The 12,589-nt window shown below is 44.8% G+C and carries 11 protein-coding genes; 4 read left to right on the plus strand and 7 right to left on the minus strand.

Annotated features, from left to right (window positions below; genetic code table 11):
• The 3 genes from HMPREF1139_RS06770 to dut all read right to left on the minus strand — a co-directional run.
• The coding region (locus HMPREF1139_RS06770; RefSeq protein WP_009650749.1) for a retention module-containing protein at positions 1–1,077 on the minus strand (1,077 nt) is incomplete at its 3' end.
• Positions 1,078–1,156: 79 nt separating this feature from the next.
• On the minus strand, positions 1,157–1,897 hold the full coding sequence (locus HMPREF1139_RS06775; RefSeq protein WP_009650758.1) for an EI24 domain-containing protein: 741 nt from the start codon (positions 1,895–1,897) through the stop codon (positions 1,157–1,159).
• Entirely contained in the window at positions 1,894–2,589 is a 696-nt protein-coding gene (gene dut / locus HMPREF1139_RS06780) for a dUTPase (RefSeq protein WP_009650678.1), read from the minus strand. The genes HMPREF1139_RS06775 and dut overlap by 4 nt, the downstream gene beginning before the upstream one ends.
• A 133-nt stretch (positions 2,590–2,722) precedes the next feature.
• On the opposite strand from dut, the gene HMPREF1139_RS06785 reads away from it, so the two are divergent.
• Entirely contained in the window at positions 2,723–2,911 is a 189-nt protein-coding gene (locus HMPREF1139_RS06785; RefSeq protein ID WP_011991851.1) for a hypothetical protein, read from the plus strand.
• Here the strand turns inward: HMPREF1139_RS06785 and HMPREF1139_RS06790 are convergent.
• Complete coding sequence (locus tag HMPREF1139_RS06790) at positions 2,908–5,130, minus strand: putative bifunctional diguanylate cyclase/phosphodiesterase (protein WP_232209610.1); 2,223 nt, start codon at positions 5,128–5,130, stop codon at positions 2,908–2,910. The genes HMPREF1139_RS06785 and HMPREF1139_RS06790 overlap by 4 nt on opposite strands.
• 221 nt (positions 5,131–5,351) lie before the next feature.
• Here HMPREF1139_RS06790 and HMPREF1139_RS06795 point away from each other — a divergent pair, with 221 nt between their 5' ends.
• On the plus strand, positions 5,352–5,888 hold the full coding sequence (locus tag HMPREF1139_RS06795) for a hypothetical protein (RefSeq protein ID WP_231931861.1): 537 nt from the start codon (positions 5,352–5,354) through the stop codon (positions 5,886–5,888).
• Here the strand turns inward: HMPREF1139_RS06795 and HMPREF1139_RS06800 are convergent.
• Positions 5,881–8,202, minus strand: coding sequence for an EAL domain-containing protein (locus tag HMPREF1139_RS06800; RefSeq protein ID WP_009650739.1), 2,322 nt, complete (start codon positions 8,200–8,202; stop codon positions 5,881–5,883). The two genes, HMPREF1139_RS06795 and HMPREF1139_RS06800, sit on opposite strands and share 8 nt — an antisense overlap.
• 13 nt (positions 8,203–8,215) lie before the next feature.
• Positions 8,216–10,042 (minus strand): invasion protein CiaB, encoded by a 1,827-nt coding sequence (gene ciaB / locus HMPREF1139_RS06805; RefSeq protein WP_009650731.1) that lies wholly within the window; start codon positions 10,040–10,042, stop codon positions 8,216–8,218.
• A 271-nt stretch (positions 10,043–10,313) separates the two neighbouring features.
• Here ciaB and HMPREF1139_RS06810 point away from each other — a divergent pair, with 271 nt between their 5' ends.
• Together HMPREF1139_RS06810 and HMPREF1139_RS06815 are read left to right on the plus strand one after the other, a co-directional pair.
• Entirely contained in the window at positions 10,314–10,727 is a 414-nt protein-coding gene (locus HMPREF1139_RS06810; protein ID WP_009650725.1) for an acyl-CoA thioesterase, read from the plus strand.
• 115 nt (positions 10,728–10,842) lie between these two features.
• Entirely contained in the window at positions 10,843–11,490 is a 648-nt protein-coding gene (locus HMPREF1139_RS06815) for a Crp/Fnr family transcriptional regulator (protein ID WP_009650696.1), read from the plus strand.
• Between the two features lie 140 nt (positions 11,491–11,630).
• Here HMPREF1139_RS06815 and HMPREF1139_RS06820 read toward each other — a convergent pair whose 3' ends face one another.
• Positions 11,631–12,497 (minus strand): formate/nitrite transporter family protein, encoded by an 867-nt coding sequence (locus HMPREF1139_RS06820; RefSeq protein WP_009650692.1) that lies wholly within the window; start codon positions 12,495–12,497, stop codon positions 11,631–11,633.
• Between the last annotated feature and the right edge of the window lie 92 nt (positions 12,498–12,589).

Here is a 12,589-nt window from a genome sequence, read left to right on the forward strand (position 1 = left end):
CTCGTTACCTGCTTTATCAGTAGCTTTAATCGTTACGGTGTCATCTTTACTTAATGGAGTAGTAAAGGTAGCTGTGTAATCTCCATTAGCATCAGGTCCAGTCACTGTGGCTGTCTCACCGTGTGGGCCAGTGACAGTTACGGTAGCTGTAGGATCATCTACTTTAAATTTAACCTTGGTCTCATCAGGTGTGCCATCAGCTGGGGTATTAGTATCGGTATTAGTTACCACTACATTGCTTACTACAGGAGCTGTGGTATCTATATTAAATCCATCGCTCACAGGTACAGAGCTGTTGCCTGCCGCATCCGTAGCTACAATGGTAACCGTGTAATCTCCATCGGCAGCCAAAGGATGAGACGGAGTCACCGAGTATGTGCCGTTTGCCGTTTGAGCCGGAGTCAAATTTATGGTATCTACTACCGCTCCGTTAGCGTCTTTTATCTGAATGACCGCGCTTGCATTAGGCTCGATCGCTCCAGTGATAGTAGGAGTAGCGCTGTTGCCGTCTTCTACGTTTATAGTGACGAAAGGAGGCGTAGTGTCGAGCGCTTGAGCACTGGCCGGGTTTCTATTTGTGCCGCCTATACCGCCACCAACGCCAGCATCATTGTAAATTCCACCGTTTCCTTGAGACGACCCGCTTAAATTTTCAAAATTCGCAGAGATATTGCTCTCGTGACCGCCTGTCTCAAACACTCCGGCAGCCAAAGACACTCCGCCGCCTGTCGATCCGCCGCCTGCGCCTGCGCCACCTGCTGCAGTCTCTTCTAGCTTACTTAGATCATCACCTGCCAAGATAGCCTGCTGAAGCGCGCTCGCATCGGCAAACGCCTCCGCTCCGAAGCTCTCTACTTGAGCCACGCTTTGATCGATCTTTATCGTATCGTCGCCAAGGAGCGTAAATTCCTTACCATTGTTCATGCTGACCACTACGCTTGAGTCGCTACCCTCAGTATGCACGACCTCGCCCAGCATTATTTCGTCGCCGACTCTTAGCACCCTTTGGTTGCCCTGTACGTCTATCGCAACGACCGTGCCACTTACTTGTTTTACGATACCTACTGCATTTGCCATGATTATCCTTTTTGAAATTTTCCCTTATTTTATAAAAAATGAGGCGGGTTGTCTATTGGACCTAGGTACAATAAAGCGACTAAAATTTCAAAACGGCTTGTCTTCGATAGAGCAGATGAGATAAAAATATAACGAAAAATAGCTGCAAAAACAGCCCCGCAAGCGGCACGAGGGAGACTAGATAAAACGCTACGCAAGCAAGCATGAAGCTAAGCCCTCCGCCCTCTAGCCAAAGCAGCTCGAATTTTGGCGCATCGAGTGTGTTTGAGCCCACGTCGATAAGCAGCAGTTTATAATACAAATAAAAAAACGGCAAATTTATGATGAAAAGATTTAAAAACGGCACCAAAAGCAGCGGCAGGCAAATGAGCAAGATCCCGAGAAAATTCAGCACGACTTTAAGGCTTAAATTCAGCACCCTTGCAGTTGAAATTTCGCTTTGTCTGACGATGTCGTAGTGTCTTTTGTTTATCTCTTTTGTCACGACCGGAGTCATGAAGCCCGCTACGATAAGGGCGATGACGACGCTAAAAATTACCACTAAAAACGAGCTTAGGATATAAAAAAACGCGCTTATCACCCATTTTGTCGCGCTAAAGCTCAAAATTTTAAGCCAAAAAGAAAGATATGGCGTATCCTCGCTCAAAAACGAGTAATCGCCAGTGCTAGCGCCCTCTTGTAGCGCGCTAAAAAGCTCGCCGCCTCCAAAAAACATCAGCCAAGTAAGCAACCCTGCGCTCAAAAACAGCGGCAACAGCGACAAGCTTATAAATTTCGCCGTCCAAAAGTCCCTAAAGCTAAGGCGAAAAAGCTCTATCATTTTACCTTGTCGTATTCGCTTTGAAGCGCCTTGTAAATTTCATCGATGCTGGTGACGCCGGAGCTTAAAATTTCGCTCATTACGGTGTTGTCTTCGCGGCCGTTCCAGACTTTTTGATACGTGCCTTCTTTGTAGCCGTTGTTTTGACGGAAGCGATTTAGCACGTTTTTAGCGATGTAGCACTCATAAAGCGAATACAAATTTACCCCGCATTTTAGCGACATCGCGAAGTAAATTTTGAGCATATCGTAGATGTTGTATTCAAAGCCGCTGCACTCGTGGATCAGCATCTCGACGTCGTTCATTATCTCATAGATACTTTCGCTAGCGACGTCTAGGGGCTCTTTGCAAAACTCGGCAAATCCGCTAGCCGCGCAGATATTTTGCGCCAGATCCTCGATGCTGCCCAGCTTTTTTAGATAATAAGTCTGCAACATCAAGCTCATTATAAAGTGCCATATATCAACAACCTCGACACGTAAATTTTGCTCGTCGGTCTTGGCCTCTATGCTTTTCCAGTGTTTCCACGCAAAGCTGTCGATGAGCTCGGCACACTCCATATAGATGCAGCGCCTCCAGCTGATGAGCTTGTTTTTGTTCGTGTATCCGTTCTCCCAGCCCTCGCCGTTAGTTTCGTCGTTTAGGCTTTGCTGAAGTTTTAGCATTTGCAGTATTATTTCAAATTCGCTCATTTCAAACCTTTAAAATTTTAGTCGATTATAACAAAATTTGTTAAATGAAGCCGAGCTTGCCAAGCTTGACGCAAATCATCATAATCATAAAATTTTAAAGATAAAATACGCCAAATTTTCAAAAGGAGAAAAAATGAGAGAAAAAGAGATGGTAGTTTGCAACGTTTGCGGACTAAAAAGCACGGAAGATACCAACGCAGTCTTCATCCGCGCTCACAAAAACGGCGAAGAGGTCGATATCTGCACGAGCTGCGTCCCTAGCGTGATCCACGGCTCCGGGATGGTCGTAAAATCAAACGAAGAGATAAAGGCTGAAATTTAAACCGCATTTATGATTTGAGGATTTTGTCTTAAAAATTCCTCAAATTCTTCCGCGCTCATCGGACGAGCCAGATAGTATCCTTGACCTTCTTTGCACTTTAGCTGTCTTAGCTCATCTAAAATTTCAACATCCTGCACGCCTTTAGCCGCGCTCGTTAGCTTCATGGAATTTGCCAGATTTATTATGCCAGCGACGATCTGTGCGTCTATCTTGCTAAATGCCATCTGAGTAACGAAGTCGGCTGCTATTTTCAGGCGGTTTATGCTGTATTTTCTGATATACATCAGCGAGGTGTAGCCCGAGCCGAAGTCATCGATACAAACGTCTATCTCGTTGCTTTTTAAAAGCTCGAAAATTTTATCTAAAATTTCAGGCGGGTTCATCCACAGCGCTTCGCAAAATTCAAGCTCGAAAGATCTCGGGCTCACACCAAAATTTTTTGTCATCTGCAAAAAGCTGTGTATGAAATTTTCAGACGTACTCTGCGTCGTAGCCACGTTTATGCTGATTTTGGGGATATTTAGCACGTCTTTTTTCCAGCGGCTGACATGCTCGATCGTCTTTAAGGTCGCGTTCATGCAAATAGTGTTTAATATATCGCCGCTGCCTCTAGCTATACCCATAAAATCGCTCGCCTCCATCAGCCCGTAGTCTTTTGAATACCACCTAAGCAGCGCCTCTGCGCAAACGATCCTTGATGTATCCAGGTCAAAGACGGGTTGAAAATACATCTGAAAATCTTTTTGTAAATTCGCCTTTCTAAGCGCGATCTCAAGCATCGAGTCAAGATGTATCTTGTTGTCTATCTCGTCGTTATAGACCATCGGGTTTGAGGCTGGATTTTCCTTGGCGTAATACATCGCCCTATCGGCATTTTTGATGATGGCTCTAGGCTCGGCCTTGCTCTTTTGCGTGACGATATGTATGCCTATGACGCATTTTATCGCGAAGTGATAACGATCTATTTGCATAGGCTCTTCTATCGCGTCCTTTAGCGAGATGCCAAATTTCATGCGCTTAGTCTCGCTACCAAGCTCCATTTTAGATATCACGATAAACTCGTCCGCACCTATCCTGGCCGTAGTCTCTTGCCTGTTGCAGATGCCAGTTATCCTCCTGGCTGCTGTCTTTAAAATTTTATCTCCGACCTCGTGGCCGTATGAGGCGTTTATGGCTTTAAAGTGGCTTATGTTGATGTAATAAACCGCCAGCTCCTCATTTGCTTGCAGCTCATCGCTCGCTCTTTTTAGCTCGTTCATCAAAAAGCTCCTGCTGCCAAGCCCGGTGAGATAGTCTTTGTCCGATATGTCTTGAAGCCTTAAATTCGCAAGCATGAGCTCGTTCGTGCGCTCATGCACGAGCTTTTCCATCTCCTGATGTAAAATTTTCTCGTGTTCTAGCATCTTTTTACTAGCCATCGCGCTTTTGATGTAGTAGCTAATAAGCGCGTTTGAAACAAGGAAAAATAACGCCAGTAGCGACAGCATCGAGCCAAAGTCACTTTGTAGCAAAAGAGGCAAGACGGCGATGATAGGCAGCCATTTAGAGCCGGTCATCAGGCCTATGTCTGCGGTCGTGACGCGCTTATTTTCGGTCTTTAGATAAAACGAGCCGATCATGAGGATGATAAAAGGGATCATATATAAAGAGGAGTAGCTAAAGTCATAATTTTCTATCGTGATTTTGTTGTAAGCTACGTATAAATTTATCATCGTAAATAAGATCCCAAATACGATGAGATAAAAGCCGCTGACCCTGATATAAAGCAGGTTGCTAGTAAAAAGCTCGCTTAACACAATGAACAAAATGGCGAAATTTAAAGCCATGGCGCACAAAGCAGCGGTACTAGTCACGCTGTTTAGGGCTTTTAGGATATCGATGTCGCCCACGATGCTGTATGAGAGCGTGCTAACCAACAGTAAAACGCTCACGATATCAAGAAGCACGACCGATTTTTCCTCGGTGTTTGAAAATTTTATGAAAAGAAAGACGCCAACCGCGCAAAATACACCAAACATCGGCAAAAGATACGAGACGTTCAGATAGGCATACTCGCTTTGCGGCCTTATGAGCACGCTTGACTCAAGTGTCCACAAGGCCTCGCAGACCGTCCAAAGAAGCACGCTAAAGCAGGCGATTATCCAGTGGATCCTGGGATTTACGGGCTCTATCATCGCGCGGTAGATGTTTGCCGTGATAATGCCAAGACCGATTAGCATGAGTAGATTTTGAACAAGCCCGTAGCCCAAAAACGCTGAAATTTGCGCGGCTATGAATAAAATCCCCGATAGATAAACGGCTTGTTTTTGGCTCTTTGTAAGCGGCGTTTGCGATGCTAGAAAAATGGCTTTTCTCCTGCGTGAATTAAGCTCAAATTATACTAAGTCAATCCTTGCTTTTAGATATAATTATGCAAAATTTTAAATTTCAAGGCAAGCACATGCAAAAAGACATCGTTTTAAAAAGTGAAAATTTACTGGACTATCAGGCTTTCATACTCTTTTTCTCAAGACAGGCCAGGAAGCAATACCTGCTAAATACCTTTGGGATTTCAGGCGAGGCGATGCTCGCCGGATTTATCGTAGATATGCTCGCAAAGACGCAAATTTTTACTATCGTCGGCATAGTATTCGGGCTATTTTGGCTCGTTTTTTACCCGATATTTTTAAAAAATAGGCGAAAAGCGGCGCTTAAAAATTTATCCCTCACGCACAATGAAAAGCATATGAAATTCGAAGTCAATGAAAATTTCATCGCCTTTTATGAAAATGAGCCCTCAGAAAATGAGAAATTCAGCTTTGCAAGCGTGAGTGAAATTTACGAGCTTAAAAATATCTTCATCATATTTTTATACGAAAAGATCCACCTCATCATCCCAAAAGACGCAGACAGCGCGAAGATGATCGGCCTCGTGGCCAAAAACGCGAACAAGCATATATTAAGGCTTGAAAATTTTGAGTTCAAAAGCCTCAAATAGAGCTTTTGATAAGCTCTTCAAACTCCGCGGCGCTCATAGGCTTGCCCCAAAAATACCCCTGCACCTCGTCGCAGCCGCAGCTTTTTAAAATTTCAAGCTGCGTCGCGTCCTCGACGCCTTCTGCGATAGTTTTTACGTTTATGTTCTTTGCCAGCGAGATGATGCTGGTCGCCACGTCCTTGTCTATCTCGTTGCTGGCGATGTTATCGACTAGCTCTTTAGCGATTTTTAGCTTATTGATAGCGTATTTTTTGATGTAGCTCATCGACGAAAAGCCCGTGCCAAAGTCATCTATCGAGATGCTTATGCCGTTTTGAGAAAATACGCCCAGCACACTTTGCATTATCTCCTCGGCATTTACGAGGCTAGCCTCGGTTATCTCGATATCAACGCATCTTGGATCGATGTTAAATTCCTTTATGAAGCCCAGGATATCCGAGGCGAAATTTACGTTATCTACCTGCTTTGGCGAGACGTTTATGCCGATTTTTAGGGCGGTGGCGTATTTTTGATTCCATGCGCTCATTTGCTTGATCGCCTCTTTGGCGACCCATTTGCCGATAGAATTTATAATGGAGCTTTGCTCGGCGATCGGGATGAAAAGAGCGGGCGAAACAAAGCCTTTTATCGGCGAATTCCACCGTATGAGCGCCTCGGCGCCGATCAGCTTTTTGCCTTCTATCAGATACTGCGGCTGGAAATTTAGCCTGAATTCTCTGTCAAAATTTATGGAATTTAGCAAAATTTCTATGTAGTTTTGCTCTTGTATCATATCCTTGATATCATCGTAAAATACATGCTCGCAAAGCGTGTTTTTCTTGGCGGAATTTAGCGCTACGCCCGCTTGAGCGATGAGATCCTCGGCTAAAATTTCACTAGTTGCGGTCGTGCTTATACCTATCTTGGCGCTAAGTGAAATTTTATAGCTTTCGATGAGGATAGGCTGACTTATGGCTGCATGCAGGCGGGTCAAAAACTCCCTGAAATACCCGTCGCCCTTTTGCTTAGCCACCACCATGAAGTCATCTCCGCCAAATCTAGCCAGCAGCGAATTTTTAGGCAAAACGGACTTGATGTTTTTCACCACGCGTGCCAGCACCTCGTCGCCCACATAGTGACCGTAAGAGTCGTTCACGCTTTTAAAATGGTTTATATCGATGCTGTAAATATCGATATTTTCGCCAAGAGCTTTGGTCTTTATCATCTCCTCGAGCTTAAGCAGGAAAAACGGGCGGTTGAGAGCGCCTGTTAGAAAGTCATATTCGCTGAGCTGCTTTAGGCGTTTGTTCGTCTGACTAAGCTCCTGCACGCGCTCTTCTATCATTTTATCCAGCTTTTGTTTGACGTTTTGCTCTTTGGCGATTAGGAGTTGGTTATTTCTCACGCTTGAGATACTATGCGTCAAAACGGCGTAAGCTAGCATCAAGATCATTATAAATATCCCCCAAGACAGGTCTATCTTGCCCGATATCACGATCGCAAAAGCCAGGACGACAAACAGCAGCAAAAGCTTGTTTATCAAAATTCTATGAAAATCCTCCCTGTTTTTGCGAAATTTCAGCCTCGCCTCGCCTCTTTTTAGATGAAGTGCGGCTAGGAAAAATAAAACGAAAACGAGCTCTAAAACCAGCTCGTAGTTCGTATTTGTAAGATCTTTGCCGTTTGCAGTCATCACGGAGTAATACATATCATAAACGCAAAACAGCCCGAGTGCAGCAAGACATAAAAAGAAAGAGAGTCGTCTTTTCATGGTGTGCACCGAGAAATACACGATAAAAACGATACAAAACATAACGATATCTACGAAAATATAAACCAAGTGAAAGGCAAAATCAGTGCTTAGCACGAAGCTTAGATCGCGGTCAAACACCACAAACCAAAAAAAGCTCGCATATATCATCAAGATCACGCCCGCATCGATGAGCGCCTGCGTCCAAAGGCCGCTTTTGTTGCTGCGGATAAAGATCGCCACCGAAGCTGCTAAAAACAAGATGAAAGGGATAAAGTAGATGACCTGGATAAAAAATAGCGCCTCAAGCGAGCTGTTTTCGTGGCTCATGTTGTAACCCGCCCACAGCACATCGGCTACGACCCAGCCTATCACGCCTAAAACTATCCACACCCAATACGAATTTAAATTTTTAGTCATTTTTAGGCGATATAGCATGATCAGCGCTATCGAGACGTTTAGCAAGATAGAGGTCACGTCGCAGTAAAGCTGCTTGCCGAAATTTAAAACCACTGCGTATGCGCAAAATAAGACCCCGATATATAAAAACGCCGCCTGGTGGCCGTTGCTTATCTTTTTTAGCATTTAGTTCGCTTCCTTAGGCTTTGATATTTTGCCATCTTTCCCACTCGCCGCTCTCGTCAAGCTCGTTGCCGATAGCCTCGTATCGCTCATAAAAATGCAAAACGAATTCGCGCGTCGCGTCATCTTTTGGCAAGAAGCTAACACCGTCTTTTTGGCAAAATTTAGCTAAAAATTCGCTCGCATCGGCCTTTTTGGCATAATGTCCAGCTAGGCGCAGATAGTTTTGCAAGCATGCGGCTTTGAAATTTTGATACGCCGCCTCACTCATATCTACTTGCAAGCTTTTACCGTCAAATTTAAGCACTTTGCATGAAAAAAGCAAGCTTAGATGTATGAGCCCCTCGCAGTAATACGCCCTCACCTCATCAACCTTCCTCCAGCCAATAAGCCCCACGGCACGCGCTATGAGCTCGTGAAAAACGGCCTTTATAAAGCGCTCGTCCTCATGCATAAAAAAATTCACCAGCCCGCCGGTCGTGGCCTTATATTCCTCGATAAATTTAAACACACCGCTTTGATTCATCGCAGCTTCGGTATCCTCGGCGATGAAAAGTATATGACCAAACTCATGACCGATAGTCGAGATCTCATAGACTTTTTTCCAAATTTCAGGCTTTAAAAATAAAATTTCGCGACCAAAGTCCAAAAATTCACGACTGAAAATTTCACTGCTAAGCTTCATAAAAGGCTTTGCTTTCGCACTCTCATATACGTGATCTACAAAAGCGAAAATTTTCTTACCGCATTTTGCGCTCACGCTCTCGTCGTTTGGCACGACCTGCGCGCTAAAAAGCCCGTTTAGCTCTGCAGCGTAATAAATCATCGGTACGCTGATATAAAGCTGCGTGCGCTCGATATTTTCGTTCACCTGCTCGTTCATCTGCATATCGGCTAAGCCGATCTGCTCGCAGACATTTGCGTAGGTTTGCTTCATATTTTGCTTAAATTCCGCCTCATTCACGCCGCTTTGACCCGCCAGCCTGATGTCCCACTCAAGGGCGACTGCGTGCGTGTATGCGTCCTCGTAGTATTCTAGCGGATGACCCGGCTGCAAAGCGCCCCTTACGCTCATCCACGCTATCTCGGCCTCCTGCCATGCGGCGATGACACGGTCGTTTTCACGCTCGCAAAAGGCGTCTTTTAGCCTTTCAAGATACCTTATATAGGCGTTTTGATCGTCATTTTTGGCTAAAATTTTTAAATTTTTTATAGCCTCTTCAAAAGCCGCCCTCACGCGTGCGACCTCTTTTTCAAACGCCACGGCGTAAGGTACGAAACTAAAATTTTCGCCGTTTTTGACGACTGCACCGTAGCTCCTGTCGGCGCGCTTGCCCTCGGGGTCTGGCTGAAAAAGCGAATTTCGTAAGATAAATTCGTTCGCCTCGTCAAGACTAGGGAATTTCGCCTCGAATTCTTTGTTCGTACCGTCTATGATACGCTCTTGCCAGCTTACTTGCCAGATATTTAGCGCTAGACCGATCTCGTGCATGCCCTGGATGAAAGCAACGCTGAAATCGTCTAAAATTTTCTCCTCTTTTATGCGTTTGATGAGCTCTGCGTGGCGCTTTTCGTATAGATCTTTCACGAAGTCGAACATGCGCCCCAATATGCACTTTTGCTCATCGTCGCTGAAATTTAGCTTTTTTAGCTCGTTTTGTAAGGGGTCGACTTTGAGATCGACTATACGCCTAAGTAGCGCCACTCGCTCGCTCTTTTGACCTTTTAGCCCGCAAAGTGCGAGGGCTGCATTTACTATTTCGTTGTCTAAATCTTTATAAAGTGCGTTCATTTGGGCTTTTTGCTCACGCACGAGCTCGTTTAGTCTTTTAAAATCGTTCATTTTTCAACCTTCAAAAAAGAGAAATTTTATCATAAAGCGTCAAAATTTGCTACAATTTGCGAAAAATATAAAATTTAGGCTTTTTGACGATATAAATTTGCCAACCTTTAAGCGTAGCCAAATAGGATGAGCGGCGACATTGCCCTCCGAAAATCAGGGAAGCTGTAAGGCTGACCGCGATTTTCGTGCTACACGTTAGGCACTCTGTCGCAAGCTCATCTTATTTGCGAAGCTTCTAGAAAATCGTCAAAAGGCCCATCAAAGGTCAAAAATGCAAAATTTAGAGGATTTTGGCGAGCCGCGTATAAAGCTGGTCGCACTCCCAAAAGACACCAACTCCGCAGGAAACATCTTTGGCGGCTGGATAATGAGTCAGATCGACCTTGCCGGCGCACAAGCCGCTCGCGAGGTAGCGCCCGAGCGCGTGGTGACGATCTCGATGAAAGAGGTGATCTTTAAACAGCCGGTATTTGTGGGCGATGTCGTCAGCTGCTACGCCAAGATCATCGGCGTAGGCAAGACCTCTATCACGACGCAGATCGAGGTGACGGCGCTTAGGCTAAATAAGGGCGGCTTTAGAGAAAGCGTGCATGTAACAAGCGCCACTGCGACTTACGTGAGCGTGACGAAAGACGGCGAGAAAAAGCCGATAGATGAGAACCTAAAAAGGCTTCATGGGTTTTAAAATTTCATCGTTTGCGCTACTTGGTAAATTCAGATATTTACGACATAAATTTAAAATTTCAACTGCTTTGAATGATAAATAATGTAAAATCCGAGTTTATATCCAGAGAAAGAACATGAAAAAATCACGCTTAGGCCTACTGCAAACGCAAATTTTGGAAATTTTGAATAAAAGCGAACTTGATAAATTCGAGCTCGAGAATTTGCCAAAGGCAAGTACGATCTATACCGACGACATAAAGGTAGTCATACTAAAAAGCGGACTGGCAAAGCTATCGTTTTTTGAAGAGGGAGAGGAATTTATCCTTTATCATCTGCAAAACGACAATATCGCGGTGCTTGACGAAAACTGCGTGATAGAGATACTAGAAGACAGCAAAATTTACCTCATAGACGCCGAGAAATCGGCTGAAATTTTAGGCAACGCCGACTTTGCCAGAGCCTTTTACAAGGCGCTTTTAAACGTCATAACCCTGCAAAATCAAATCATAAAGTCCATACTATTTGAGGACGCGAAGGGCAGGATCGCAAATTTCCTCATTGAGCTTGCAAACGAACAAGACCTAAAGCAAAACGGCTATCACTACGTATTTTTGCCATTTTCTCTAAAGGTGCTCTCAAGCTTTGTCGGACTCAAACGCCAAAGCGCATCGACTGCGTTTAACGAGCTCATAAAAGATGACATCATCAGGAAAATCACTCCGCACGAGTTTCTCATAATCGACTATCAAAAACTACAAAGCTATACCAGCTCGAATATCTGAGCGCTTGTAACAAATAAATTTGAGTGTAAATTTAGTAGTTTACTCTGCTTCGTTGTATTCGCAGCTTTCAAAGGATCAAAATAGCAAGTCTATACCCGCCGGCTAGCATGTAGCCAAGGCGAGTATAGATGAAATTTAGATCAAGCTTTCTTTTTCATATCGAATTTATTTGCCATAAATCCGACTAGACCGACAAAGAATAGTCCGCCGACGATGTTGCCAAGCGTGACAGGGACGAGGTTCTTACCGATGAAGTTGCCCCAGTTTATCACGTCTAGCTTTTCAGCGCTCATACCATGTCCCAAAGCCGTAGCAGTCGCTACCAGATCGCCTCCATTAGCGGCTAGATAGTGTCCTTTTGCGATGATGGCTTCTGTGATGATGAACATATTTGCCACGCAGTGCTCCATCGAGCAAGCGACGAATGCGCCGATCATCCACATAATGGCAAAAAATTTGCCAGCAAGGTCGTTTTCAGAGGTCGCAGTCCAAATAGACATACAAACAAAGACGTTACAAAAGATACCGCGCAAAAACAGCTCATGAAATGGTGCGTTAATCTTGCCCACAGCCGCAGGGATGAAGTGCTGGAGTATGTAGCCGTCGTATTTTAACGGCAAGCCCGAGTAATAATACATATAAGCGATCAGCGCGCCACCTACGAAGTTAAACACCCAAACGATAGCCCAGTAGCTAAAGGTTTTGCCTAAATTTAGCTTGCCCTCATATGCGCTAACGCCGCTTAGCACGGAGCTCGTGAAAAGATGCCCGCCGTAGAAAACGACCATCATAAGACCACAGCTAAATGTGATACCGCCTATGAAATTTGACAGGCCGATGGACTGATTTTCAGCCATGCCAACGGTCGAGTGAGCCCAGAAAATATCGCCCATCGCGATCGCAGCGCCCGCCATGATCGCTAGGAAGATCACGGTCGGCAAGGGCGAATGCGCCTTGTGTTCCATCGAGCTAGATACGGCTTGCGCGGTGTCTGCAGGATTTAACATGTTATCTCCTTTTATTGTTCTTTAAATGGCTTAAAGACTGAATTTACGGCTTTAGACCGCAAATCTACCAACAGGTCTGCTTTGAGATTTGA

Source organism: Campylobacter sp. FOBRC14, assembly GCF_000287855.1.
In the GTDB taxonomy this organism is placed as follows: Bacteria; Campylobacterota; Campylobacteria; order Campylobacterales; family Campylobacteraceae; genus Campylobacter_A; species Campylobacter_A curvus.

Bases quoted from the DNA above. Each gene is read 5' to 3' on its own strand.
- HMPREF1139_RS06775 (WP_009650758.1), bottom strand. From the start codon at position 1,897: ATGATAGAGCTTTTTCGCCTTAGCTTTAGGGACTTTTGGACGGCGAAA.
- dut (WP_009650678.1), bottom strand. From the start codon at position 2,589: ATGAGCGAATTTGAAATAATACTGCAAATGCTAAAACTTCAGCAAAGC.
- HMPREF1139_RS06785 (WP_011991851.1), top strand. From the start codon at position 2,723: ATGAGAGAAAAAGAGATGGTAGTTTGCAACGTTTGCGGACTAAAAAGC.
- HMPREF1139_RS06790 (WP_232209610.1), bottom strand. From the start codon at position 5,130: ATGCTAATCGGTCTTGGCATTATCACGGCAAACATCTACCGCGCGATG.
- HMPREF1139_RS06795 (WP_231931861.1), top strand. From the start codon at position 5,352: ATGCAAAAAGACATCGTTTTAAAAAGTGAAAATTTACTGGACTATCAG.
- HMPREF1139_RS06800 (WP_009650739.1), bottom strand. From the start codon at position 8,202: ATGCTAAAAAAGATAAGCAACGGCCACCAGGCGGCGTTTTTATATATC.
- ciaB (WP_009650731.1), bottom strand. From the start codon at position 10,042: ATGAACGATTTTAAAAGACTAAACGAGCTCGTGCGTGAGCAAAAAGCC.
- HMPREF1139_RS06810 (WP_009650725.1), top strand. From the start codon at position 10,314: ATGCAAAATTTAGAGGATTTTGGCGAGCCGCGTATAAAGCTGGTCGCA.
- HMPREF1139_RS06815 (WP_009650696.1), top strand. From the start codon at position 10,843: ATGAAAAAATCACGCTTAGGCCTACTGCAAACGCAAATTTTGGAAATT.
- HMPREF1139_RS06820 (WP_009650692.1), bottom strand. From the start codon at position 12,497: ATGTTAAATCCTGCAGACACCGCGCAAGCCGTATCTAGCTCGATGGAA.